The following is a 26,119-nucleotide window of genomic DNA, read 5'->3' on the forward strand; positions in this document are numbered from 1 at the left end:
GTTCACACCTTAGCCACGAGCGGGCGACCCAGCAGGCCTTGTGGGCGGAAGATAAGGATCATCACCAGCAGCGAGAAGCTGAACACGTCCTTGTAGTCGGAGTTGATCAGGCCGGAGAACAGCGACTCGGAAATGCCCAGGATGATCCCGCCAAGCATGGCGCCAGGCAGCGAGCCGATACCGCCGAGCACCGCGGCAGTGAACGCCTTGATGCCGATGATGAAGCCAGCGTAGAAGTCGAAGGTGCCGTAGTTCATGGTGATCAGCACGCCAGCCAGCGCGGCCATTACCGCACCGATTACGAACACGTAGGAGATCACCCGGTCGGTGTTGATGCCCAGGATCGAGGCCATCTTGCGGTCTTGCTGGGTAGCGCGGCACATGCGGCCGAGCTTGGTGTACTTGATCACGTAGGTGAGCAGGCCCATACCGACAAAGGCCGCCACCAGGATGAAGATCTTGGTGTAGGTCAGTTGCACGAAGCCGGTACCCACTTCGACACGCCAGGCACCTTCCAGCAAGGTTGGCACGCCTTGCTGGCGGGCGCCCTGGCTGATTTGTGCGTAGTTCTGCAGGATCAGCGAGATGCCGATGGCACTGATCAGCGGTGCCAGGCGGGTGGAGTTACGCAGGGGTTTGTAGGCGATGCGCTCGATGGTGAAGCCGTACACGCCGGTGACGACGATGGTGAACAACAGGGTGCCCAGCATCAACAGGGGGAACGACTCGATGCCGAAGTAAGCCAGCAATGCCAGGCTGATCGCCGCGAGGTACGCGGAGATCATGTACACCTCGCCGTGCGCGAAGTTGATCATGCCGATGATGCCATAGACCATTGTGTAGCCGATGGCGATCAGGCCATAGACCGACCCGAGGGTCAGGCCGTTGACCAGTTGCTGCAGGAAAATACCATCCATAACGCAATCTCACCTGATTGAGATTGCACGAGCGCCGACCACGGCGGGCCTGGGACAAGGCGGCCCTCGCAGCGCAGTACTGTGCAGATCTACGGATAAAGACAGGTACCGCGGGGCTTGGGCCCGGGCGGGAACCCGGGCCGTGGGCCGTTGTTATTTTTGTTTTTCCAGCTGGTGGTACTTGCCTTGGGCGTCCCACTGGTAGACCACGTAGTCGGACACGGTCAGGTCACCCTTCTTGTCCCACTTCTTCTCGCCCATGACGGTCTGCACCGGGTTGGCCTTGAGCCACTCGGCAGCAGCTTCGCCCTTGTTCGACTTGGCGCCGTTGAACGCGGCAGCCAACGCCTGCAGCGAGGCGTAGGCGTACAGGGTGTAGCCTTCAGGTTCGGTACCGGCCTTGCGGAACTCCTCCACCACCGCCTTGCTGTCTGGCAGCAGGCGCGGGTCGGCGCCGAAGGTCATGTACACGCCATCGACGTACTGCGCGCCGCCGGCGGTGGACACCAGTTCGTCGGTAACGATGCCATCATCGGACATGAACTTGACGTCCTTCAGGCCCTGCTCGCGCAGCTGGCGGACCAGCGGGCCGGCCTCCGGGTGCAGGCCGCCGAAGTAGACCACATCGGCTCCGGTGGAACGGATCTTGGTGACCACAGCGCTGAAGTCCTTCTCGCCACGGGTCAGGCCTTCGTACAGCACTGGTTTGACACCGCGTTTTTCCAGCTGCGCCTTGGTCGCGTCGGCCAGGCCCTGGCCGTAGGTGTCCTTGTCGTGCAGCACCGCGACCTTCTTGCCCTTGAGCACGTCGACGATGTAGTCGCCGGCGACGATACCCTGCTGGTCGTCACGGCCGCACATGCGGAACATGGCGGACAGGCCGCGCTCGGTCACCTGTGGGTTGGTAGAGCCCGGGGTAATGGCGATGACGCCCGCCTCGTCATACACCTCCGAAGCCGGGATGGTATTGGAAGAACAGAAGTGGCCGACCACGCCGATCACCTTGTCCTGGTCGACCAGGCGGTTGGCCACAGCCACGGCCTGCTTTGGTTCGCAGGCGTCATCGCCCTTGACCAGGACGATTTTCTCGCCGTTTACGCCACCGGCGGCGTTGATCTTGTCGGCCGCTGCCTGCGCACCTTTCATGTACTGCTCGCCAAACGCTGCGTTTGCCCCGGTCATGGGGCCCGCTACACCGATCTTGACATCGGCCTGAACATACGAAGAAACACCCAGTGCCGTAGCTACGGCCAGAGCCAGGAAACCTTTCTTGTAAAACGTCTGCGACATGAGGTGGTGCTCCTAGAGTTTTTTTTTGGTTGGCACTACAACTTCTCAGCCCTGTGCTCAGAGCAAGGGCCGTGCCATAGGTTTTGTATTCCGGGAAAACACACTGTGCAGGGCGCCTGCAGGCGACCGACGGCCTTTTCTTTATTGAGCGTGCAACCGTCTGCCGCGCGGCAGGCGCCACCACACGTACAGACAAGGAGCAACCGTCGAGTGCCATCATTGCAACCCCGGCAAGTGTTTACGTGCAACCGCCCTGTAACAGCGGACGTCACCGAACTGCACACCGCTGGTGCGCGACTGCTACAGGCGGCACCGTTTCAAGGCTAGCGGGTGCACGGAAAAACACGCGGTTTTGGCAGATCCGGCCTCTTCGCGGGCTCGCCCGCTCCCACAGGTATTGCACCGTTCTCGGGCTCAGTGCAGCTCCTGTGGGAGCGGGCAAGCCCGCGAAGAGGCCAGCACAGCCACAACAACCCCCAAAAGGCTGGCACAATGTCCGCCATTCGCCGCTTCCGGAGCCCCATTGATGAGCGAGAGCGCATTCGCCGAGCGCATCGTGCACAACCTGCTCGACACCGACTTCTACAAACTCACCATGATGCAGGGTGTGCTGCACAACTACCCGGACGCCGACGTCGAATGGGAATTCCGCTGCCGCAACGGCGAGGACCTGCGCCCTTACCTCGGCGAGATCCGCAACCAGCTCGAACTGCTCAGCGACCTGACCCTGGATGACGGCCAACTGGCCTTCCTCGAACGCATCAGCTTCCTCAAGCCCGACTTCCTGCGCTTTCTGCGCCTGTTCCGCTTCAACCTGCGCTACGTGCGCCTCGGGATAGAAAACGACCAGCTGTTTCTGCGCCTGAAAGGCCCATGGCTGCATGTGATCCTGTTCGAGGTGCCACTGCTGGCGATCATCAGCGAAGTGCGCAACCGCCAGCTGCATCCGCGCATGCGCCTGGCCGAGGCCCGCGACCAGCTTTACCGCAAGTTCGACTGGCTGCGCGCACATGCCAGCGACGACGCAACTGGCTGAACTGCAGGTGGCCGACTTCGGCACCCGCCGGCGCTTTTCCAGCCGCGTGCAGGAAGAAGTGGTGCGCGTGCTGCGCGACGATTTCCCGGGCCGCTTCGTCGGCACCAGCAACGTCGACCTGGCATGGAAACTGGATATCAAGCCGCTGGGCACCATGGCTCATGAATGGATCATGGCCCACCAGCAACTCGGCCCGCGGCTGATCGACAGCCAGATCGCCGCGCTGGACTGCTGGGTGCGCGAGTACCGTGGCCTGCTCGGCATCGCCCTGACCGATTGCATCACCATGGATGCCTTCCTCGGCGATTTCGACCTGTACTTCGCCAAGCTGTTCGACGGCCTGCGCCACGACTCGGGCGAACCGGTGGCCTGGGCGGAAAAGGCCATCGCCCATTACCAGAAACTGGGTATCGACCCGATGACCAAGACCCTGGTGTTCTCCGACGGTCTCAACCTGACCCGCTCGCTGGAAATCTTCCGCGCCCTGCGCGGGTCGCATCAATGTCAGCTTTGGCATCGGCACCAACCTGACCTGTGACATTCCGGGTGTGGCCCCGATGAGCATCGTGCTTAAAATGACCGACTGCAACGGCGCGCCGGTAGCGAAGATCTCGGACGAAGCTGCCAAGACCCAGTGCCGCGACGAGAACTTCGTCGCCTACATGCGCCATGTATTCAAAGTCCCCAGCAAGGAGTAACCCATGCAAGCGGTTCAGCAAGAAATTGCCAAGGCGCTGAAGGTACAGCCGCCGTTCGCCGACGCCGCCGCGCTCGAGGCCGAAGTCGCCCGGCGCGTGGCATTCATCAAGGATTGCCTGGCCAACGCCCGGCTCAAGACCCTGGTGCTGGGCATCAGCGGCGGCGTCGACTCGCTGACCGCCGCCCTGCTCGCCCAGCGCGCCATCAACGAGCTGCGAGCAGAGACCGGTGACAAGGCCTACACCTTCATCGCCGTGCGCCTGCCGTATCATGTACAGCACGATGAACATGATGCCCAGGCATGCCTGGACGTGATCAAGGCTGATGAAGTGCACACCGTCGATATCGCCCCGGCGGTGAAGGCACTGGCAGCTGAAGTCGTAGAGCTGAAGAACGGCTCGCCGACGCTGGTGGACTTTGTCGTGGGCAACGTCAAGGCACGTACCCGCATGGTCGCCCAGTACACCATCGCCGGCGCCCGTGCAGGCCTGGTGATCGGTACCGACCACGCCGCCGAGGCGGTGATGGGCTTCTTTACCAAGTTCGGTGATGGTGCCTGCGACCTGGCGCCGCTGAGCGGGCTGGTGAAGAACCAGGTGCGGGCGATTGCGCGCAGCTTCGGTGCGCCGGAATCACTGGTGGAGAAGGTGCCGACTGCCGACCTGGAAGACCTGGCGCCGGGCAAGCCGGACGAAGCGTCGCATGGCGTGACCTACCAGCAGATCGATGCCTTCCTGCACGGGCAGCCGGTTGACCAGGAAGCGTTCGACATCATCGTCGCCACCTACCGCAAGACCCAGCACAAGCGCGAACTGCCGTTCGCCCCTTGAAAAGCTTCGCGGGCACGCCCGCTCCCACAGAGACACCACAGATGCTGAATTTTGTGGTGAACCTGTGGGAGCGGGCATGCCCGCGAATAGGCACGAAAGGCCTACACAGCTGTCATTACTTGACGACGACTTTGCCCTTCATCATCGAGATGTGGCCCGGGAAGGTGCAGAAGAAGCTGTAGTCGCCACCGGCTTCCAGCTTGGAAGTGTCCAGGGTGATGCTGGATTTTTCACCGGCACCAATCATTTTGGTGTGGCCGATGATCGCTGCGTTGTCAGCCTTGATGTAGTCCTTTTCGAGACCTTGCGTCATGCCTTCGGTGGCGATGGCCTGCATGTCGGCAGTCTTGCTGATCACCAGGTTGTGGCCCATGACGTTCTTCGGCAGCTTGCCACCGTGGGTCAGTTCGATTTCAACGGTCTTGCAGCTCTTGTCGACGGTGAACTCTTTGGTGTTGAACGACATCTGGTCAGTCGAATCGACAGTGACTTTGCAGTCGGCTGCGAAGACAGAGGCGCTGGCGAGGGTCAGCAGGGATACCGCTACAGCTTTCGCAAACATCATGAATCTCCTTGGCAGGGTTTTATCAATTGCGAGACTGCCTGAAACCGTTCAGCCCCTTGCTGATATGGGTCAAGGGGGTGTCAAGCGGTCAGCCAGTAGAATTGTTCAATCGATTGTATACAACCAATTCAAGAGCACATCATGCCCTTTTATTAGAGGATGGGACAACCTCTCATTTAGGAGCAATACGAAATGACCCTTGGTAGCCTGATGAACAGCCTGCTGGCGGCCTACGCCCATGGAGCGACCGGTGCCATCTGCGAATTCTCCCGGCCGGAGTGAAAGCAGCCTTGGAACTGTAGGACATGGGCCTTACCCTGTCAGCCTGAGTGACTGGAGATGAGCAATGCCCGTACGTTCCGTTTGTGTGTTCTGCGGCGCCAGCATTGGTGCCAACCCCGCCTATCGTGAAGCGGCCATCGCGCTGGGCCAGGCGATTGCCCGTCGCGGTCTGACCCTGGTCTATGGCGGTGGCGCTGTCGGCCTGATGGGCACCGTCGCCGACGCGGCCATGGCGGCCGGTGGCGAAGTAATCGGGATCATCCCAGAGAGCCTGATGAATGCCGAAATCGGCCACAAGGGCCTCAGCCGCCTGGAAGTGGTCGACGGCATGCACGCGCGCAAGGCACGCATGGCCGAACTGAGCGATGCCTTCATCGCCCTGCCCGGTGGGCTGGGTACGCTGGAGGAGTTGTTCGAGGTATGGACCTGGGGGCAACTGGGCTATCACGCCAAGCCGCTGGGGCTGCTCGACGTGAATGGCTTCTATGAAAAGCTCGGCGGGTTCCTCGACCATATCGTCGAAGAAGGTTTCGTGCGGCCGCAGCATCGGGCGATGTTGCTGCTGGGGCAACAGCCGGATGAGCTGCTGGACGGGATGGACAGCTTTGTCGCGCCTGGTGGCGCCGAAGTGGGTCGACAAGAAGCCTGACTGATCTCGATCAGCAGGCCGAACACCTAACCTGTGGGAGCGGGCGTGCCCGCGAATGCGGCAGTGAATCCACCATCGCATTCGCGGGCACGCCCGCTCCCACAGGGTTCTATGTAGCTTTCAAGATCAGCGCGGGATGACCGGCTGACGCGGCTTCTTGCCCTTGCCGCCACCACCCTTGCCCGCTTCCTTGCGCTCCTTGGCCGCCTGCTGGTTGCGCGCAAACGCTTCGGCCTTGGCTTTTTCACGCTTGTCCCACGGCTTGCTGCCATCACTGCCACGCGGCGGCAGGCCGGTGTGCTGGGTAAGGACCTTCTGCTCCTTGCCCACCTTGTGGCTACCGGCCGGGGTAGAGTTCTTGCGGCGCGCACTCTGGTAGGTGTCGGTCTGCGGCTGGTGCAGCGGGATCAACTGGTGCTTGCCCGGCCCGATCAGGTCGGCGCGGCCCATACGCTGCAGCGCTTCACGCAGCATCGGCCAGCCCTTCGGGTCGTGGTAACGCAAGAACGCCTTGTGCAGGCGGCGCTGCTCCTCGCTCTTGACGATCTCCACCCCTTCGCTCTTGTAGGTCACCTTGCGCAGCGGGTTCTTGCCCGAGTGGTACATGGCCGTGGCCGAGGCCATCGGCGACGGGTAGAACGCCTGCACCTGGTCGGCTCGGAAGCCGTTGCCTTTCAGCCACAGGGCCAGGTTCATCATGTCTTCGTCGGTAGTGCCCGGGTGCGCGGCGATGAAGTACGGGATCAGGTACTGTTCCTTGCCCGCCTCTTTCGAGAACTTCTCGAACATGCGCTTGAAGCGGTCGTAGGTGCCAATGCCCGGCTTCATCATCTTGTCCAGCGGGCCACGCTCGGTGTGCTCCGGGGCAATCTTCAGGTAGCCGCCAACATGGTGGGTGACCAGTTCCTTGACGTACTCCGGCGATTCCACCGCCAGGTCGTAACGCAGGCCCGAGGCGATCAGGATCTTCTTCACACCCGGCAAGGCACGGGCCTTGCGGTACAGTTCGATCAGCGAGCTGTGGTCGGTGTTGAGGTTTTCGCAGATGCCCGGGAACACGCACGACGGCTTGCGGCAGTGCTTCTCGATCTCGTGGCTCTTGCAGGCGATGCGGTACATGTTGGCGGTTGGCCCGCCAAGGTCGGAGACCACGCCGGTGAAGCCCGGCACCTTGTCACGCATCTCTTCGATTTCGTGCAGGATCGACTCGTGCGAGCGGTTCTGGATGATGCGGCCTTCGTGCTCGGTGATCGAGCAGAAGGTGCAGCCACCGAAGCAGCCACGCATGATGTTCACCGAAAAACGGATCATCTCGTAGGCCGGGATGCGCTCCTTGCCATAGGCCGGGTGCGGCACACGGGCGTAGGGCATGCCGAACACGTAGTCCATTTCCTCGGTGGTCATGGGGATGGGTGGCGGGTTGAACCACACATCCACCTCGCCATGCTTCTGCACCAGGGCGCGGGCATTGCCCGGGTTGGTCTCCAGGTGCAGCACGCGGTTGGCATGGGCGTACAGCACCGGGTCGTTACGCACCTTTTCGAACGATGGAAGGCGGATCACCGACTTGTCGCGGGTCATGCGCGGGCTGTCGAGAATCTGTACGACCTTGGCTTCGTTCGGGTCTTCCACCTCGCCCTTGGCCTGCTCGATAGCACAGGCCTGGGTGTCCTGGGTATTCACGTACGGGTTGATGATCTTGTCCACACGGCCTGGGCGGTCGATGCGGGTAGAGTCGATCTCGTACCAGCCCTCGGGGGTATCGCGACGAACGAAAGCGGTACCGCGCACATCGGTGATGGTTTCGATCTTCTCGCCGTTGGACAGGCGCTGGGCCACCTCGACCACCGCGCGTTCGGCGTTGCCGAACAGCAGGATGTCGGCGCTGGCGTCGATCAGGATCGAGTGGCGGACCTTGTCCTGCCAGTAGTCGTAGTGAGCGATACGGCGCAACGACGCCTCGATGCCGCCCAATACGATCGGTACATGCTTGTAGGCTTCCTTGCAGCGCTGGCTGTACACCAGGCTGGCGCGGTCCGGACGCTTGCCGGCCAGGCCGCCCGGGGTATAGGCGTCGTCGGAACGGATCTTCTTGTCCGCGGTGTAGCGGTTGATCATCGAGTCCATGTTGCCCGCGGCCACGCCGAAGAACAGGTTCGGTTCGCCGAGCTTCATGAAGTCGTCTTTCGACTGCCAGTTCGGCTGGGCGATGATGCCCACGCGGAAGCCCTGGGCTTCCAGCAGGCGGCCGATGATGGCCATGCCGAACGACGGGTGATCGACGTAGGCATCACCGGTCACGATGATGATGTCGCAGGAATCCCAGCCGAGCAGATCCATCTCCTCCCTGCTCATCGGCAGGAAAGGTGCTGGCCCGAAGCATTCGGCCCAGTACTTGGGATAGTCGTAGAGTGGTTTGGCTGCTTGCATGTCAGTGACCGGTTCTGGTGTGCAGGGAAATCGCGGGCCGCGGAATATAGCACAAAATTTGACCAAATCCGACTGGATTCGTGGGGATTGGTGGGGTGGGCGACGGTTGGGGGCGGGGGTGCCGGGTGGCTGGCTTGAGATTGTGGTGGGGTTGGCAGGTGTTCGACACAACCTGTTCAGCGCCTATGAGATCGAGCGGCGCATCGCGACGCAAGGCCGCTCCCACATTTGTTTCGGGCCAGTTACTCCTGCACCTTGGGCGCGCGTGCCAAGGGAAATTATCGACTGCCTGGGCCGGCCTCTTCGCGGGCACGCCCGCTCCCACAAGGTCACCGCATACTTCGCGACTTGCCCCGTACCTGTGGGAGCGGGCATGCCCGCGAAAGGGCCCATCCAGGCGAAATATCCCTGATGCCTTATAGCAGGCATCTGCGACAGTTTTTGTTGCGCCTATCAGATCCCGGCAGGCTTCAAGAGCTAGGAAGTTACCCACAGAAAAACCTGAGCCTGCTTCAGCCGACGATGACCGCGCCGCACCCTTGCTGAGCGATCGCAATCTCTTCAGATCTTTACTAAATGTTTAGCCTCTCCAACCCTCAGAAAATGCTAACCGGCTAATTATGTCAACCAGACACTATCACTCTATGCCGACTCAGCGGTGCGGGTAGCTCACAGTGGCGGTTGGATTCAGGGCCTGCGCACTCTGTTCATAGGCCTGGGCAGTGGCGGTTTGCTCATGTGGGGCATCCATGATCAGGTTCAGTCAACACCGCAGTTGAGCGTGGGCGAGCTGGTTGCCCTCTTCACATTGGTGAGTGGATTGCTGGCAGGGGTTGCGCAACTGGCTGAGGCCTGGCGATTGTTAGACCAATTCAGGCTAGACAAACGCAAACTTGAGCACTGGCTCCAGCTCCCCTCGTTCGGCCCGTCATGCTCTACTGACACGAAGTCCTACAACAATGACGCAGTGCTGAGCATCTTCCCGTGCCTGATGAAGGCTCGGAACACCGTGCAACTGCAAATAGAAGAACCCTTGGTACTGCACAAGGCAGAACGGGTCGCGCTGATCGGGCCCAGCGGTTGTGGTAAATCTACACTTCTGCATGCGCTGGCAGGAACGGTATTCCAGTTGCGCAAGCACGTTCACTTGCACGGCAGGTGCCTGGCTTCGCTCGACGCTAGTGAACAGTTCAGTCGTTTACGACTCTGCCCTCAGGATGCGCACTTCATACCCGGCCCCCTGCCCCGCGCGGTGCTATTCGAGCAGACTCATGATCGCGCTCAAATCGAACGATGGCTTGAACGGCTGGGCCTTGGCAAAAACTGGTACGAACTAGATCTTGATGCACGTGCAGAATTGATCTCGGGCGGCGAGGCACGCAGGCTGACGCTGCTACGCATTCTTAATCGGCCTGGGGAATTCAATTTCTTTGACGAACCCACAGCCGGGCTCGATGCCGGATCGGCTGAGCGCACCTGGGATCTGTTGTTCGAAGCATTTAAAGGGAGAGGGCTGATTTGCGTGGCGCATGATCAGAGCGCGCTGTCGCGGTTTGACCGGGTTATCACCATGAGCGAGGGGCGGATCATCAGCCAAGTGCAAGCGGAGATCGCTTAGGACATTGAGCTAGCGGGCGATCACTGGCGCAGCCGATGTTATAAATCGCGTTGCCTGCTTCGCGGGCTTGCCCGCTCCCACAGGTACTGCGCCGGCTTCGCGTTAACGCTGTACCTGTTGGGCTTTAGCCGCTCTTACAAGGGGCCCTGCTAGCTCAATGAGTTATTCGTCATCGTCAAAGTTGTACATACCCGGCGCAAGGTTCTCGAAGCGGGTGTACTTGCCGATAAACGCCAGGCGCACGAAGCCGATGGGGCCGTTACGCTGCTTACCGATGATGATTTCCGCCACGCCCTTGTGCTCGGTCTCGGGGTGGTACACCTCGTCGCGGTACACGAACATGATCACGTCGGCGTCCTGCTCGATCGCACCGGATTCACGCAAGTCGGAGTTCACCGGGCGTTTGTTAGGGCGCTGTTCCAGCGAGCGGTTCAGCTGCGACAGGGCGATAACCGGGCAGTTGAATTCCTTGGCCAGGGCTTTGAGCGAGCGGGAGATCTCGGAAATTTCGTTGGTCCGGTTGTCACCGGCCGAACCCGGGATCTGCATCAGCTGCAGGTAGTCGACCATGATCATGGCGATTTCGCCGTGCTCGCGAGCCAGGCGCCGGGTGCGCGCACGCATCTCCGAGGGGCTGATGCCGGCGGTATCGTCGATGAACAGCTTGCGGTCGTTGAGCAGGTTCACTGCAGAGGTCAGGCGTGGCCAGTCATCATCGTCCAGCTGGCCGGAACGCACCTTGGTCTGATCGATACGGCCCAGGGACGACAGCATACGCATGATCAGCGATTCACCTGGCATCTCGAGGGAGAACACCAGTACCGCTTTGTCGGTACGCAGTACGGCATTTTCCACCAGGTTCATGGCGAAGGTGGTCTTACCCATCGAGGGTCGGCCGGCGACGATGATCAGGTCGGCTGGCTGCAGGCCGCTGGTCTTCTCGTCGAGGTCGGTAAAGCCGGTGGATACACCGGTGATGTCGCTGTCGGAGTTGAACAGCGTATCGATGCGGTCGATGGCCATGGTCAACAGTTCGTTGACCCCCACCGGGCCACCGGTTTTCGGCCGCGCCTCGGCGATCTGGAAGATCTGCCGTTCGGCGTCGTCGAGGATTTCTTCGGCGTTGCGCCCTTGCGGGTTGAACGCGTTGTCAGCGATATCGGTACTGATGCTGATCAGCTGACGCAACGTGGCGCGTTCGCGAATGATCGCGGCGTAGGCCTTGATGTTGGCTACCGACGGGGTGTTCTTGGCCAGCTCGGCCAGGTATGCCAGCCCACCGACTTGCGAAGAAAGGCCTTCCTTGTCCAGCTGCTCGTGCAGGGTCACCACGTCGAATGGCTGGTTGGCGTCGGCCAACTTGTGCACGGCTCGGAAGATCAGGCGGTGGTCATGCCGGTAGAAGTCGCCGTCCGATACCTGGTCCAGCACCCGCTCCCAGGCGTTGTTGTCCAGCATCAGGCCACCGAGCACGGCCTGTTCGGCCTCGATGGAATGCGGCGGCACCTTCAGGGCTGCGGTTTGCAGGTCAAGCTGTTCGGAGGTGGTGATCTCGTTCATGGCCACGAAAGAATTCTGGAGGATGAAAAAGACAAAGGGCACGGCCTGTCGAAAACAGGACCGTGCCCGATGTTAACCGCCTGACCCACAAGGAGCCAGCCAGTCAGCGCAGCTTAGGCAGCTACGACGACCACACGTACGGTGGCTTCAACGTCGCTGTGCAGGTGCACGGCTACGTCGTATTCGCCAACCTGACGGATGGTGCCGTTCGGCAGACGAACTTCAGCCTTGGCCACTTCAACGCCGGAGGCGGTCAGGGCGTCAGCGATGTCGTGGGTGCCGATCGAACCGAACAGCTTGCCTTCGTCGCCAGCGGTGGCAGTGATGGTCACTTCCAGCTCGGCCAGTTGGGCAGCGCGGCTTTCAGCCGAAGCTTTCTTGTCAGCAGCTGCTTTTTCCAGCTCGGCGCGACGCTCTTCGAATGCGGCCAGGTTGGCGGCATTGGCAACGGTGGCCTTGCCGAATGGCAGCAGGAAGTTACGGCCGTAACCAGCCTTAACTTTTACTTTGTCGCCCAGGTTGCCCAGGTTAGCGACTTTTTCCAGCAGGATCAGTTCCATTTGGTAAAACCTCTTAACTTTTAACCTTCACCGTTCGCGGAGTCATTCCCCTTGGGGGACTTGCGACCGCGAAAATCAATCAGGCTGTCGACAATGGCCAGAACCATCAGCAACGGATAAATCAGCTGCATGATCAGCGGCAGCGTCACGTACATACCCACCAGCCAGAAACCGGCCAGTCGACCCTGTGCCACCAGCCCGTGCATCAAGGCGATGCCGGCCAGCACCAGTACCAGGCTCGAGGCCGATGCCAGGACGATGAACTGCGACCCGATGAACGGGGCCACCACCATCACTGCCACCAAGACCGCCATGGTCTGTTTCGGCAACTTCAGTCCGCGAAACTCGCGACCGAAACCTCCAGGGTTGTACAACGCTGCCTGCCAATAGCGCGCCAGCATCAACGCCAGCACACTGAACAATTGCACCGTCACTGCTGTGGAAGCGACCAGCACAGGGCGGATCAGCTCACCGGAGAGCACCGGCTGCCCTTCGATTTTCGGCATGGCTTCGGCAAACGCCTTGGCCAGCACATCGAAGGTTTGCGCCAGCGCCAGATCAAGCACGAGGCTAAACGCCACGGCGAACACGGCACTGGCGAGCAACACCCGGCTCCAGGGATGCTCGGCACGCAACATGGCGGCCAGGGCCAGGGCACCCGCAATCACCAGAAAGGTGATGGGATCGCCCATGACCCACACGGCCAGCCCGGCCAGCAAGCCGCCGGCGATGACCGTTGTAGCATCCTTGAACCCACGCCGCAGCAGCACAAGGCTGCCGGCAGCGGCACTCAACCAGAACAGCAGCGGCAGTACCGCGCTGATGACCACCACGAGGGTGGCCTGCACACGACCGCGCATGATGAAACTTGCTAACGCTCGCATGCTAATCCCTTACTGCTTGTCGACGACCCGGTCTCAGCGGCCGTGGCTGTCGGTGTAGGGCAGCAGGGCCAGGAAGCGGGCGCGCTTGATAGCGGTAGCCAGCTGACGCTGATAACGAGCTTTGGTACCGGTGATACGGCTTGGAACGATCTTGCCGGTTTCGGATACGTAAGCTTTCAGGGTGTTGAGATCTTTGAAGTCGATCTCTTTCACGTCTTCAGCAGTGAAGCGGCAGAATTTACGACGACGGAAGAAACGTGCCATTTAATAGGCTCCTCTAAAGGTCCGTGGATTACTCGTCAGCGTTATCGCTGGAGTCGCTGTCATTGCTGTCGTCGCCTTCGGCGGAGTCAGCATGCTCAGGACGCTCGCGACGCTCACGGCGCTCGCTGCGGTTCTCTTCAGCCTTCAGCATCTCGGACTGGCCGGTAACGGCTTCGTCACGACGGATGACCAGGTTACGGATAACGGCATCGTTGTAGCGGAAGTTGTCTTCCAGCTCGGCCAGGGCCTTGCCGGTGCACTCAACGTTCAGCATCACGTAGTGAGCCTTGTGAACATTGTTGATTGCGTAGGCCAGTTGACGACGGCCCCAGTCTTCCAGGCGGTGGATCTTGCCACCATCTTCTTCGATCAGCTTGGTGTAACGCTCAACCATGCCGCCGACTTGTTCGCTCTGGTCCGGGTGAACCAGGAAGATGATTTCGTAATGACGCATGAATGCTCCTTACGGGTTAGTAGTCTGCCAGTGAATCTGGTCAGACAAGGAGTGAATGACACTGTATGTCTTGCACGGAGGGGAGGCACATGTGCGCCTGCCAGCTCGGCAAGGGGCGCAATTGTAGAGAAGGCGGGGCGTACAAGCAAGGTGATTGGCGAATATTTGAACAGCCAGAAACACTTTATTCCTGCACTGGCCCTATCGCCGGCAAGCCAGCTCCCACAGGATCGCCACAGGTGCTGAACCTTGTGGTGCACCTGTGGGAGCTGGCTTGCCGGCGATAGGGCCGGGACAGGCTGAAGATCAGCGCTTGGCCTGACGCTGGCGCACAGCCTCGAACAGACACACGCCAGTCGCCACCGACACGTTCAGGCTGCTGACACTACCGCCCATCGGCAACTTCACCAGGAAATCGCAATGCTCGCGGGTCAGCCGGCGCATGCCCTTGCCTTCCGCGCCCATGATCATTACCAGCGGCCCGGTCAGGTCCTGCTGGTAGATCTCCTGCTCGGCTTCACCGGCTGTGCCGACCACCCACAGACCACGCTGCTGCAATTTCTCCAGCGTACGCGCCAGGTTGGTCACGGCCACCAGCGGAATCACTTCGGCGGCGCCGCAAGCCACCTTGCGCACAACCGGGGTAAGGGTTGCCGATTTGTCCTTGGGTACGATTACTGCCGTAGCACCCGCCGCATCGGCGGTACGCAGGCAGGCACCGAGGTTGTGCGGGTCGGTGACACCGTCCAGCACCAGGATCAGCGGCGGCGTTTCCGTGCGCTCAAGCAGCTCCTCGAGCATCAACTCGCCCCACACCTGGCTGGGGCTCACCTCGGCAACCACGCCCTGATGCACACCCTCTACCCAGGCATCCAGCTCACGACGCTCGGCCTGGCCGACCGGCACGCGGTTCTCCGCGGCCAGCGCCAGCAAGGTTTCGAGGCGTGGCTCGCTGCGCCCTTCCGACAGCCAGATCTGCTTGACCCGCTTCGGATGGTGCTGCAGCAATGCCTGTACGGCGTGCACACCGTAGATCTTTTCCAGCTGACTCATGACTTGCTCTTGCTCTTGCGTGGCGCACCGGACTTCGGCGGGCCTTTACGGTGCTTGGTCGGCTTGCCGGACGACTTGCCGCCCTTGTCCGACTTGCTGCTGGCATGGCCGCCAGTGCGCGCCTCGCTCATCAGCGCCTTCTTCATTTCGCGGCTCTTGCGCACTTCGGCGTTACGCTGCACGGCATCTTTCGGGAAGTATGCCTCAGCGGTTTCGCTCTTGCGGCTGCGTGGTTTCGGCGTAGCCTTGGCCTCGACCGGTGCCTGCGCGGGCTGCTCGGTTGCTGGCGCAGCGCCACGCTGCTTGCGGCCGATCGGCGCAGCGAGGGTTTTCTCCGACACTTCGAAGTCGATCTTGCGCTCGTCGAGGTCAACACGCATGACCTTGACTTCGATGGTGTCGCCCAGGCGGAAGCTGCGCCCGGTACGCTCACCGGAGAGGCGGTGATGCACCGGGTCGAAGTGATAGTAGTCACCCGGCAGCGCACTGACGTGCACCAGGCCTTCTACATAGATGTCGGTCAGCTCGACGAACAGGCCGAAGCCGGTCACCGCGGTGATCACACCCGGGAAGGTCTCGCCCACGCGGTCCTTCATGAACTCGCACTTGAGCCAGTTGACCACGTCACGGGTGGCTTCATCGGCCCGGCGCTCGGTCATCGAGCACTGCTCGCCGAGCTGCTCGAGGGTGTTCTCGTCGTACGGGTAGATGCGCGCCTTGGGAATGCTCATGGCGCCGGCACGCTTGACGTGCGGGGTATCCACCCTGGAGCGGATGATGCTGCGGATGGCGCGGTGCACCAGCAGGTCCGGGTAACGGCGGATCGGCGAGGTGAAGTGGGTGTACGCTTCGTAGTTCAGGCCGAAGTGCCCGTTGTTTTCGGTGCTGTACACGGCCTGGCTCAGCGAGCGCAGCATCACCGTCTGGATCAGGTGGAAGTCCGGGCGCCCGGCGATGCTTGCCAGCAGGGCCTGGTAGTCCTTCGGCGACGGGTCCTTGCCCTTGTGCAGGCTCAGGCCCAGTTCACCCAGGAAGGCGCGCAGCTTTTCCAGACGCTCCGGCGGCGGGCCATCGTGCACGCGGTACAGCGCCGGCACGCCGTGCTTCTGCAGGAACTCGGCGGTGGCAACGTTGGCCGCCAGCATGCATTCCTCGATCAGCTTGTGAGCATCGTTGCGCACAGTCGGGCGAATTTCAGCGATCTTGCGCTCGTCACCGAAGATGATGCGGGTTTCCTGGGTCTCGAAGTCGATGGCGCCACGGGTGTGACGGGCATCCACCAGCACCTTGTACAGGTTGTACAGGTTCTTCAGGTCCGGGACGACGGCCTTGTACTCCTCGCGCAGCGCCTTGCCCTCACGGGTACGCGAGTGCTCGAGCATGCTGCTGACTTTGTTGTAGGTCAGGCGGGCGTGGGAGTGGATGACGCCTTCGTAGAACTGGTAATCGACCATCTGGCCGGCTTTGTTCATGGTCATTTCGCAGACCATGGCCAGGCGATCGACATGCGGGTTCAGCGAGCACAGGCCGTTGGACAGCTCTTCGGGGAGCATCGGCACCACGCGCTCGGGGAAGTACACCGAGTTGCCGCGCTGCTGGGCCTCGACGTCCAGGGCCGAGCCCAGGCGCACGTAGCTGGACACGTCGGCGATAGCCACATAAAGGCGCCAGCCACCGGAGAACAGGCGCAGCTTGCCCAGCGGCTCGCAATAAACGGCATCGTCGAAGTCGCGGGCGTCCTCGCCGTCGATGGTAACGAACGGCAGGTGGCGCAGGTCGACGCGCTTCTCCTTGTCCTTCTCTTCGACTTCGGAGCGGAACTTGCGCGCTTCCTTGATCACGTCCTTGGGCCAGACGTGCGGGATATCGTAGCTGCGCAGGGCAACGTCGATCTCCATGCCCGGCGCCATGTAGTTGCCGATGACTTCGACAACGTCGCCTTGCGGCTGGAAGCGCGGGGTTGGCCAGTGGGTGATCTTTATCTCGACGAACTGGCCGATCTTGGCGCCGCCGTTGCGCCCGGCAGTGACCAGCACTTCTTGCTGGATCTTCGGGTTGTCCGGGGTCACGTAGCCGATACCGCCTTCTTCGAAGTAACGGCCGACCACGCTTTCGTGGGCACGGGAGATGATTTCGACCAGCACGCCTTCGCGGCGGCCACGCCGGTCAACGCCAGACACGCGGGCCAGGCCGCGGTCACCGTCGAACACCAGGCGCATCTGCGACGGGCTGAGGAACAGGTCTTCGCTGCCGTCGTCCGGAATAAGGAAGCCGAAGCCGTCGCGGTGACCGGAGACGCGACCACAGATCAGGTCCAGCTTGTCTACCGGGGCATAGGTGCCGCGCCGGGTATAGATAAGCTGGCCGTCGCGCTCCATGGCACGCAGGCGGCGGCGCAGGGCTTCGATCTGGTCTTCGTCGTACAGACCGAACTCGGCCGCCAGCTCCTCGCGTGCGGCCGGTTCGCCACGGTCGGCGAGGCGCTGCAGGATCAGCTCACGGCTGGGAATGGGGTTGTCGTATTTTTCCGCTTCGCGAGCGGCCTCGGGATCGAGGGATTGCCAATCGGCCATCAGAAGGGGTTCACCTTGGGGTATATAGATAGGAATTCTGGCATAGGCGTATTGAAACCGGAAATGTCAGGCCTTGGACAGCCCCACCGGCACCTCCGGCGGGCAGGAATAGGCCTGCGGAATCAACAAGTTGAATTTTTTGAAATTTTTTTTGCTCAGGGGGTTTACAGCCCCCCGGACCGTCCGTATAGTGCGCACCACAACGACGGACAACCCCGAAGTTGTAGTAGAGATGAACGACGCTGTAAAGCATCTTTTAATCTCGAATGTGTGCCCAGGTGGCGGAATTGGTAGACGCGCTGGTTTCAGGTATCAGTGGCTTAACGGCCGTGGAAGTTCGAGTCTTCTCCTGGGCACCAAATATTTTCAAGTAACAGATGACCAAGGATCTGTTACTACTGTGTGAAAGCGAACGATAGTCGCCTTCTCCAGATGATGCAAAGCTTTGCCCAGGTGGCGGAATTGGTAGACGCGCTGGTTTCAGGTATCAGTGACTTAACGGTCGTGGAAGTTCGAGTCTTCTCCTGGGCACCATACAAAAACCCACTAGCTTGCTAGTGGGTTTTTTCTTGCCTGCGATTTTTGTATCGCCCCTCTCCGGGCATAGGTGCAAACCTGCACCGGCCTCTTCGCGGGCGCGCCCGCTCCCACAAGTGCAGCACAGGGAGCGGGCGTGCCCGCGAAGAGGCCGGAGCAGCCACCCCACCTTCAAGACTTACACCTTGGTCTGCCCCATGAATTTCTCCTCACCCGGCCACTTGAGAAACGATTTCGTTTACCATTGTTTCCAAATATGTAGCCGTAAGCGAGGAAGTACCCGCATGACGATCCGCCCGCAACCGCTGATGCGTACCTTGGCCGCCGCCGTGCTGAGCCTGGTCATCGGCGCACCGGCCGCCATGGCAGACGCACCGGTCACCCTGACCATGTACAACGGTCAGCACAAGGAAATCGGCGAAGCCATCGCCAAGGCCTACGAGGCCAAGACCGGTATCCACATCAATATCCGCAAGGGCAGCAGCAATCAGCTGGCCAGCCAGATCATCGAGGAAGGCGAGCGTTCGCCCGCCGACATCATCTACACCGAAGAGTCCCCGCCGCTGAACAACCTCGGCGAGCTGGGCCTGCTGGCGAAGATCGACGACGTCACGCTGAACATGCTGCCCAAGGAATACGTAGGCGCAAACGGCACCTGGATGGGCGTCACCGCACGCACCCGCGTGGTGGTGTACAACCCGAAGAAGATCGACGAAAAAGACCTGCCGACCACGGTCATGGATTTCGCCGGCCCTGAATGGGACGGCCGCGTAGGTTACGTGCCCACCAGCGGCGCTTTCCAGGAACAGGCTGTGGCCATCCTGAAAATGCACGGTCGAGAAGCCACCGAAGAATGGCTGACCGGCCTGAAAGCTTTCGGCAAGACCTACACCAACAACATGGTCGCACTGAAAGCCGTGGAAAAAGGCGAAGTCGCCGCCGTACTGGTGAACAACTACTACTGGTACGCCCTTGAGCGCGAGCGCGGCAAGCTCGACTCCAGGCTGTATTACCTGGCCGACGGTGACGCCGGCAACCTGGTGACCATCTCTGGCGCCGCGGCGGTAAAAGCCAGCAAGCACCCGAAGGAAGCCCAGGCACTGCTCAACTGGATGGCCAGCGAAGAAGGCCAGCGTGTGATCACCCAGACCACCGCCGAGTACCCGCTGCACAAGGGCATGGTTTCTGACCGTGGCCTGAAGCCGTTCGAAGAGCTGCGCCCGCCAAAAATCTCGCCGGCTGACCTGGGCAATGCCGAGGAAGCCATCGAGCTTGAACGCGAGGTCGGCCTGCTCTGATGACTGCCGCCCTGTCCGAGCCGGTGCCGGCACGCTTCGTACCGCGCCGCAAGCGCCCGTCCATCTGGGTGGTGCTGCCTGTGCTGTTCCTGGTGGCGATGAGCTTGTTGCCGCTGCTGTATGTCGCCATCAAAGCCTGGGAAGCCGGCTGGCGGGAGGCTCTGCACCTGCTGTGGCGGCCCTTTGTCTGGGGGCTGATGCGCAACACCCTGATGCTGATGGTCGGGGTGACGCTGACCTGCATGGTAGTCGGCCTGGCCCTGGCCTGGCTGCTTGAGCGCAGCAACCTGGCCGGTCGTCGGCTGTGGGGCGTGGTGCTGTGCCTGCCGTTCGCCGTACCGTCTTTCGTCAGCAGTTTCACCTGGGTATCGCTGAGCTCGGACTTCGAGGGCCTGGGCGGGGCGATCCTGGTCATGGCCCTGTCCAAGTACCCGCTGGTGTTCCTGCCTGTGGCCGCCACCCTGCGCAACCTCGACACCTCGCTGGAGGAGTCGGCGCGCACCTTGGGTTGCAGCCGCTGGGGCGTGTTCAGCAAAGTCACTCTGCCGCTGCTGTGGCCGTCGATGCTCGGCGGCGCGCTGCTGATCGCCCTGCACATGCTGGTGGAGTTCGGCGCACTGTCGATTCTCGGCCTGCAGACCTTCACCACAGCGATCTACCAGCAGTTCGAACTGGAGTTCAGCAATGCCAATGCGGCCATGCTGTCTGCCGTGCTGCTCGCACTTTGCCTGGTGATGCTGTGGCTGGAGCTGCGGGTACGCGGCAAGGCTCGCCATGTACGCATCGGTCAAGGTGTGGCACGGCGCGCGCAACCGGTACGGCTGCGTGGCTGGGCAGTATTGGCGCAGCTTTTCTGCCTGCTGTTGGCGGTGCTGGGCAGCGGTATTCCGCTGGCCATGTTGGGCTACTGGCTGAGCGTGGGCTCGTCAGCGGCGTTCCCGGTGGCGGCCATCTCCAAAGCGCTGTTCACTTCGTTGTCGGTCTCGCTTGGCGGCGCCGGCTTCTGCGTGCTGCTGGCCTTGCCGATCAGCTTCCTGGTGGTGCGCTACAAGGGCCGCCTGGCGATCTGGGCCGAACGCCTGCCGTACCTGCTGCACGCCCTGCCCGGCCTGGTGATTGCCCTGACCCTGGTGTTCTTCGCCCTGCATTACGTGCCCGCGCTTTACCAGACCACGGCACTGTTGCTGCTGGCCTATGCGCTGCTGTTCCTGCCGCTGGCGCAGTCGCCGGTGCGCACTGCGCTGAACAAGGCGTCACCAACGCTGGAAGAAGCAGCGCGGACCCTGGGCGCGAGCAGCTTTGCCGCGTTCTGCCGGGTGACCCTGCCGATCATCTTCCCGGCCATGGCGGCGGCTTTTGCGCTGGTGTTTCTGGATGCGATGAAGGAACTGACGGCGACCTTGCTGCTCAGCCCTACCGGCATGACCACCTTGGCTACAGAAGTGTGGGCACATACGGCAAACGTCGAGTTCGCGGCTGCGGCGCCTTATGCGGCATTGTTGATCGTGGTGTCGGGGTTGCCCGTATATCTGCTGACTACGCGGATGTATCTGAACAAGGCATGACCTTCTTCGCGGGCTTGCCCGCTCCCACAGGTACCGTGCTCCTCTGAAGACCTGCGCAGCATCTGTAGGAGCGGCCTTGTGTCGCGATGGGCTGCGCAGCAGCCCCAGGATATCGACACCAACGCCGAAATTGTCGGGGCTGCTGCGCAGCCCATCGCGACACAAGGCCGCTCCTACAGGGACCGCGTCAGGCTCTGAATTGCCCCAGGCTGGCACGCAACTGTGCGGCCAGGTCATCCAGCACCTTGCTGCTGGCCGTGGTCTGCATCACCACCTCGGCCGAGCGTTCGGCCTGGGCGTGTATGGTTTCCACCCGCCCACGCACCGCCTGCGCACCGCTCGCCTGCTGCTCGGCCGCCCGGGTGGCCAGGCCGATGGCTGCGTGCACCTGCTCCACCGCTGCCTGCACCGATTGCTGGCGGCGCTCGTTGTCACGCAGCACCAGAAGCCCCTCGCTGGCCTTTAGCCCTGCCTGGCTGATGGTGGCCACGGCCTCTTTGGCGCCCTTCTGCAACGCGGCAATATGCGCCTGGATATCACCCGTGGAGCTTTGCGTCTTGCTCGCCAGCGCCCGAACCTCGTCGGCCACCACGGCAAACCCGCGCCCGGTTTCGCCAGCGCGGGCGGCTTCAATGGCCGCGTTCAAGGCCAACAGGTTGGTCTGCTCGGCAATACCGTGAATCACTGTCAGCACCACTTCGATCTGCTCGCTCTGCTTGGCCAGGCGCTCAATCACCTGAGAGCCAGCGTCTACCTGCCCAGCCAGGTTCTCGATCAAACCGGCCAACTGGGTCGAGGTGCGGCTGTTTTCATCGGTGGCCTGGCGGATATCCACTACTTGCTGCAACGCCGCCTGCATCGCGTGGCTTTCGGCCTGCGCCTCATCGGCCATGCTCGACAGGTCACGCAAGCTGGCCGCCACTTCATCGCGTTGCAGCGCAGCGGCGGCATCGGCGCCGGCGTTGCGCTGGGCCATCGCACCAATCTCCACCCCGGTACGCTGCGCCACCTCGCCCGCCTCGCGCACAATGGGTTGCAGCTTGTCGACGAAGCGGTTCACCGCCGACGCCATATCGCCAATTTCGTCGCGGCTGTCCAGCGGCACGCGCTTGGTCAGGTCGCCCTCGCCGGCCGCCAGGTCATCCAGGGCGGCAATCAGCAGGCGCAGCTTGCTCAATACCCGGCGACCCAGCACCACCGCCACCACCAGCAGCACGCCGAGGCCGACCAGCACCAGACCCAGGCCGATGCGCCAGCGCAGCTCGCCAGCCGCATCGCGCACGGTCTGCGCGGTATTGGCTTGCATCGCGGCAGCACTGCCTTGCGCCTTCTCCAGGCGTTCGCGCAAGGTCTTGCCACTGTCGGCAGCGGCAGCCACCAGGCTGTCGCCAACCAATTGTTCGCCGCTGGCGATCAGGGCAGCGAAGCGCTGGTCGAGGGCCTTGAGTTCCTGGTCGATGCCGGCCGTGGAAACCCCCATCACCACCTTGCCGATTTCTGCCCCATTGGGGTTGATCGAGGCTTCGACGAAGTACACCGCCGAGTCACGCCGGGCGGCATCGATCACCTTGTCCAGCGCACGTTCGCCCTGGCCCTTGTCCATCAGCGCCTGGTTGATCGGGTTCTGCCGGTTCAGGTAGCGCGTCAGGTGCTGCCCCTGGGCGTCGTCGTAAACCACGAACAGCACGTTGGGGTTACGCTGGGCACGCCGGGCGAAGTCGGAGAGCACCGGCACGTCGTTGTCCCAGATCGCCCGAGGGGCGACCGAAGCCAACAGCTCGGCCATGTCGTTGGCGGAGTCCTTGAGGTTCTTTTCCAGCGTACTGCGCAATTGCTGCTGCTCGCTTTGCAGGCGTGCCGACAGCCCTGCGCTCAGGCGCTGGCGGGTGCTGCTGGAGAGGCTGTCGAGGCCCGAGCGTACATCCTGCCCAGCCTGCTCCAGTTCGCCGGCAAGTTGACGGCTGTCATTGCCCAGACGCTCGCCCAGGTCGGCTTCCAGGGCGGTAACCGTGCTGCGGGTGAGCGCAACGGCAACCACTACCTGCACCAAAAGCGCGATACCAAGGGCAACAAACACAGGCCGCAAAAGGCGGCTTCGTAACAGTGAAAGGATGGCAGACACGGTGTAGCCCTCGTGTTTTCTGGCGCCACTACTTTGATGGCATCGTCAGAAACTTCTTACAGCAAGGGTTGTGCCGGGAGCAGCAGGTATAAACGCCAAGGTTCAGCAATGGGTTTTCCTGTACTGGCCTCTTCGCGGGCTTGCCCGCTCCCACAGGGACCGCGCCCATTCTGAAATGTGTGGAGACTCTGTGGGAGCGGGCAAGCCCGCGAAGAGGCCGGTGCAGGAGAGCACAAATGAAAACGCCGCAGCCCCTTTCAGGGCCACGGCGTCAGACCAGCCTGGAAGGCAGATCAGGCGAACGGATGGCGCAGCACGATGGTTTCGTTGCGGTCCGGGCCGGTAGAGATGATGTCGATCGGCGCGCCGATCAGCGCTTCGATGCGCTTGATGTAGGCACGAGCGTTGGCTGGCAGTTCTTCCAGGGTTTTCACGCCCAGGGTCGACTCGCTCCAGCCTGGCATCTCTTCGTACACCGGCTCCAGGCCGATGTAGCTGTCGGCGTCGGAAGGCGCGTCGATGACGGCACCATTCTCGTTCTTGTAGCCAACGCAGATGTTGATGGTTTCCAGACCGTCCAGTACGTCCAGCTTGGTCAGGCAGATGCCGGAGATGCTGTTGACGTCGATGGCGCGGCGCAGGATGACGGCATCGAACCAGCCGCAACGGCGGGCACGGCCGGTGGTGGAGCCGAACTCATGGCCACGCTTGGCCAGGGTCGCGCCAGTCTCGTCGAACAGTTCGGTCGGGAACGGACCGGAACCTACGCGAGTGGTGTAGGCCTTGGTGATACCGAGGATGTAGTCCAGGTACATCGGGCCAACGCCGGAGCCGGTGGAGATACCGCCAGCGGTGGTGTTGGAGCTGGTGACGTACGGGTAGGTACCGTGGTCGATGTCCAGCAGCGAGCCCTGGGCACCTTCGAACATGATGTCCTTGCCGGCGCGACGCAGGTTGTGCAGCTCGGCGGTGACGTCGAGCATCATCGGCTTGAGCTGTTCGGCGTAGGCCATGCATTCGTCCAGGGTCTGCTGGAAGTCGATGGCCGGCTCTTTGTAGTAGTTCACCAGCTGGAAGTTGTGGTAGTCCAGCAGCTCACCCAGCTTGGCGGCGAAACGCTCGCGATGGAACAGGTCGCCCACGCGCAGGCCGCGGCGTGCGACCTTGTCTTCGTAGGCTGGGCCGATACCACGGCCGGTGGTGCCGATCTTGGCTTCGCCACGGGCTTTTTCGCGGGCCTGGTCCAGGGCAACGTGGTACGACAGGATCAGCGGCGCGGCCGGGCTGATGCGCAGGCGCTCGCGCACCGGTACGCCCTTTTCTTCCAGCTTGGTGATTTCACGCATCAGGGCATCCGGTGCAACGACCACGCCGTTGCCGATCAGGCACTGTACGCCTTCACGCAGGATACCGGACGGAATCAGGTGCAGAACGGTCTTTTCACCGTTGATCACCAGGGTGTGGCCCGCGTTGTGGCCACCCTGGTAGCGCACTACGGCGGCAGCATGTTCGGTCAGCAGATCGACGATCTTGCCTTTGCCCTCATCACCCCACTGGGTGCCCAGGACGACGACATTCTTACCCATTACATTGGTCCTCATTCACGCAAACTTGGTTGCCGGCCTGTTGCCGGCGCAGAAACTCACTGGGCCAGCGGCAGAACCTGCCAGCGCCCGTCTTGCTGAATCAATTGCCGATCACAATCCGCCTCGAGAGCAGCACTCAACGGCTGGCCAGGCAGGGCCTGGACCACACGCTGGCCCTCGTTGCGCAACTGGCAGACTTGCTGCCAGAGGGCCGCGTCGCCACTGTCCGGCATCCAGATGCCGCCAGCTGGCAATACGACCTCCGCTCGCCCCAGTGTGACCAGGGTCTTCAAATCCGTGGAGAAACCGGTAGCCGGGCGGGCCCGGCCAAAGTCGGCGCCGATGTCGTCATAGCGCCCGCCCTGGGCGATCGACTGACCTTCGCCCGGCACGAACACGGCGAACACCACGCCGGTGTGATAGTGGTAACCGCGCAGCTCGCCGAGGTCGAAGTACAGCGGCAGGTCCGGGAAGCGCGATGCCAGGCGATCGGCGATCGCCAGCAGGTCGTCCAGCGCCGCCAGCACGCTGGCCGGGGCACGGCCCAGGCGCACGCGGGCTTCGGCCAGCACTTCGCGGCCACCGCACAGTTCGACCAGCGCACGCAGCATGTTGCCCAGGTCCTTTGGCAGGTCGGCGGTCAGCACCTGCACTTCATCCACGGCCTTGCGCTGCAGGGCGTCGAACAACTGCTGCTCGACTGCACCGGACAGGCCGGCAGCACGGGCCAGGCCGCGGTAGATACCAACATGGCCGAGGTCCATGTGCACATCCGGCACATCGGTCAGTTGCAGCGTGGCGAGCATCAGGCTGATGACTTCGACATCGCTGGTGGGGCTGGCGTCGCCGTAAAGTTCGGCACCCAGCTGGATCGGGCTGCGCGAGGTGGACAAGGCACGCGGCTGGGCATGCAGCACGCTGCCGGCATAGCACAGGCGGCTCGGGCCTTCACGGCGCAGGGTGTGGGCGTCGATGCGCGCCACCTGCGGGGTGAAGTCGGCACGGAAGCCCATCAGGCGGCCGGACTGCGGGTCCACTACCTTGAAGGTGCGCTGATCCAGGTCCTGGCCGGCGCCGGTGAGCAGCGACTCCAGGTACTCGATATGCGGGGTGACGACCAGTTCGTAGCCCCAACTCTGGAACAGGTCCAACACCTGGCGGCGCGCGATCTCGATGCGCGCGGCCTCAGGTGGCAGTACTTCCTCGATGCCATCTGGCAGCAGCCAGCGGTCTACCGTTGCCATTACGCCATTTCCCCTCTGGTCCGGGCGGCTTGCCAGCAGGCGAGCCGTCAGTAAAGCCGGTATCGCGCACAGCAGCGGGCAGCACTGATCCCAGCGCAGCCAC

The 26,119-nt window shown here is 62.1% G+C and carries 18 protein-coding genes, 2 tRNA genes and 2 pseudogenes; 8 read left to right on the forward strand and 14 right to left on the reverse strand.

All coding sequences use genetic code 11. The annotated features are described in order from the left end of the window. Positions 1-2: 2 nt before the first annotated feature. A complete protein-coding gene (locus tag QIY50_07910) occupies positions 3-917 on the reverse strand; it encodes a branched-chain amino acid ABC transporter permease (protein WGV22105.1) in 915 nt (304 codons plus the stop codon). Between the two features lie 153 nt (positions 918-1,070). Continuing rightward, the gene (locus QIY50_07915; protein ID WGV22106.1) at positions 1,071-2,207 is read right to left on the reverse strand and encodes a branched-chain amino acid ABC transporter substrate-binding protein; all 1,137 of its coding nucleotides are present in this window, start codon (positions 2,205-2,207) and stop codon (positions 1,071-1,073) included. A 526-nt stretch (positions 2,208-2,733) separates the two neighbouring features. Here QIY50_07915 and pncB point away from each other — a divergent pair. Together pncB and nadE are read left to right on the forward strand one after the other, a co-directional pair. Continuing rightward, positions 2,734-3,941: pseudogene (gene pncB / locus QIY50_07920) on the forward strand (nicotinate phosphoribosyltransferase). Between the two features lie 3 nt (positions 3,942-3,944). Continuing rightward, positions 3,945-4,772 carry an ammonia-dependent NAD(+) synthetase gene (gene nadE / locus QIY50_07925; protein ID WGV22107.1) on the forward strand — a complete coding sequence of 276 codons (828 nt, stop codon included), beginning with the start codon at positions 3,945-3,947 and terminating at the stop codon, positions 4,770-4,772. A gap of 115 nt (positions 4,773-4,887) precedes the next feature. Here the strand turns inward: nadE and azu are convergent, their stop codons facing one another. Continuing rightward, positions 4,888-5,334, reverse strand: coding sequence for an azurin (gene azu, locus QIY50_07930; protein WGV22108.1), 447 nt, complete (start codon positions 5,332-5,334; stop codon positions 4,888-4,890). A 349-nt stretch (positions 5,335-5,683) separates the two neighbouring features. On the opposite strand from azu, the pseudogene QIY50_07935 reads away from it, so the two are divergent. Beyond that, positions 5,684-6,272: pseudogene (locus QIY50_07935) on the forward strand (TIGR00730 family Rossman fold protein). Between the two features lie 122 nt (positions 6,273-6,394). Here QIY50_07935 and QIY50_07940 read toward each other — a convergent pair. After that, entirely contained in the window at positions 6,395-8,698 is a 2,304-nt protein-coding gene (locus QIY50_07940; GenBank protein ID WGV22109.1) for a YgiQ family radical SAM protein, read from the reverse strand. A gap of 736 nt (positions 8,699-9,434) precedes the next feature. Between QIY50_07940 and QIY50_07945 the strand changes: the two genes are divergently transcribed. Continuing rightward, a complete protein-coding gene (locus QIY50_07945; protein WGV22110.1) occupies positions 9,435-10,316 on the forward strand; it encodes an ATP-binding cassette domain-containing protein in 882 nt (293 codons plus the stop codon). A 162-nt stretch (positions 10,317-10,478) separates the two neighbouring features. On the opposite strand, the gene dnaB is transcribed toward QIY50_07945, so the two are convergent. The 7 genes from dnaB to rnr form a co-directional block, all read right to left on the reverse strand. Continuing rightward, on the reverse strand, positions 10,479-11,876 hold the full coding sequence (gene dnaB, locus QIY50_07950) for a replicative DNA helicase (protein WGV22111.1): 1,398 nt from the start codon (positions 11,874-11,876) through the stop codon (positions 10,479-10,481). Positions 11,877-11,989: 113 nt separating this feature from the next. Beyond that, on the reverse strand, positions 11,990-12,436 hold the full coding sequence (gene rplI / locus QIY50_07955) for a 50S ribosomal protein L9 (GenBank protein WGV22112.1): 447 nt from the start codon (positions 12,434-12,436) through the stop codon (positions 11,990-11,992). 20 nt (positions 12,437-12,456) lie between these two features. Then, positions 12,457-13,320: a hypothetical protein gene (locus QIY50_07960; protein ID WGV22113.1), complete on the reverse strand. Its 864-nt coding sequence runs from the start codon at positions 13,318-13,320 to the stop codon at positions 12,457-12,459. 33 nt (positions 13,321-13,353) lie between these two features. After that, a complete protein-coding gene (gene rpsR, locus QIY50_07965; protein ID WGV22114.1) occupies positions 13,354-13,584 on the reverse strand; it encodes a 30S ribosomal protein S18 in 231 nt (76 codons plus the stop codon). 28 nt (positions 13,585-13,612) lie between these two features. Next, positions 13,613-14,038, reverse strand: a complete 426-nt coding sequence (gene rpsF / locus QIY50_07970; protein WGV22115.1) for a 30S ribosomal protein S6 — start codon at positions 14,036-14,038, stop codon at positions 13,613-13,615. 306 nt (positions 14,039-14,344) lie between these two features. Continuing rightward, positions 14,345-15,091, reverse strand: a complete 747-nt coding sequence (gene rlmB / locus QIY50_07975) for a 23S rRNA (guanosine(2251)-2'-O)-methyltransferase RlmB (GenBank protein WGV22116.1) — start codon at positions 15,089-15,091, stop codon at positions 14,345-14,347. After that, positions 15,088-17,664: a ribonuclease R gene (gene rnr, locus QIY50_07980; protein ID WGV22117.1), complete on the reverse strand. Its 2,577-nt coding sequence runs from the start codon at positions 17,662-17,664 to the stop codon at positions 15,088-15,090. Before rnr ends, rlmB begins: the two co-directional genes overlap by 4 nt. A gap of 272 nt (positions 17,665-17,936) precedes the next feature. Between rnr and QIY50_07985 the strand changes: the two genes are divergently transcribed. From QIY50_07985 to QIY50_08000, 4 genes are all read left to right on the forward strand, one after another. After that, positions 17,937-18,023: transfer RNA gene (locus QIY50_07985), tRNA-Leu, on the forward strand. 88 nt (positions 18,024-18,111) lie between these two features. After that, positions 18,112-18,198 (forward strand) — tRNA-Leu (locus QIY50_07990). Positions 18,199-18,485: 287 nt separating this feature from the next. Continuing rightward, positions 18,486-19,499 carry an extracellular solute-binding protein gene (locus QIY50_07995; GenBank protein WGV22118.1) on the forward strand — a complete coding sequence of 338 codons (1,014 nt, stop codon included), beginning with the start codon at positions 18,486-18,488 and terminating at the stop codon, positions 19,497-19,499. Then, on the forward strand, positions 19,499-21,064 hold the full coding sequence (locus QIY50_08000) for an iron ABC transporter permease (GenBank protein WGV22119.1): 1,566 nt from the start codon (positions 19,499-19,501) through the stop codon (positions 21,062-21,064). The genes QIY50_07995 and QIY50_08000 overlap by 1 nt, the downstream gene beginning before the upstream one ends. A 187-nt stretch (positions 21,065-21,251) precedes the next feature. Here QIY50_08000 and QIY50_08005 read toward each other — a convergent pair whose 3' ends face one another. From QIY50_08005 to QIY50_08015, 3 genes are all read right to left on the reverse strand, one after another. Then, positions 21,252-23,186 carry a methyl-accepting chemotaxis protein gene (locus QIY50_08005; GenBank protein WGV22120.1) on the reverse strand — a complete coding sequence of 645 codons (1,935 nt, stop codon included), beginning with the start codon at positions 23,184-23,186 and terminating at the stop codon, positions 21,252-21,254. A gap of 293 nt (positions 23,187-23,479) precedes the next feature. After that, positions 23,480-24,772 (reverse strand): adenylosuccinate synthase, encoded by a 1,293-nt coding sequence (locus tag QIY50_08010; GenBank protein ID WGV22121.1) that lies wholly within the window; start codon positions 24,770-24,772, stop codon positions 23,480-23,482. A gap of 56 nt (positions 24,773-24,828) precedes the next feature. Next, entirely contained in the window at positions 24,829-26,016 is a 1,188-nt protein-coding gene (locus QIY50_08015; GenBank protein ID WGV22122.1) for an ATP phosphoribosyltransferase regulatory subunit, read from the reverse strand. Between the last annotated feature and the right edge of the window lie 103 nt (positions 26,017-26,119).

Origin of the sequence: Pseudomonas putida (genome assembly GCA_029953615.1) — a bacterium.
Taxonomy (GTDB): Bacteria; Pseudomonadota; Gammaproteobacteria; order Pseudomonadales; family Pseudomonadaceae; genus Aquipseudomonas.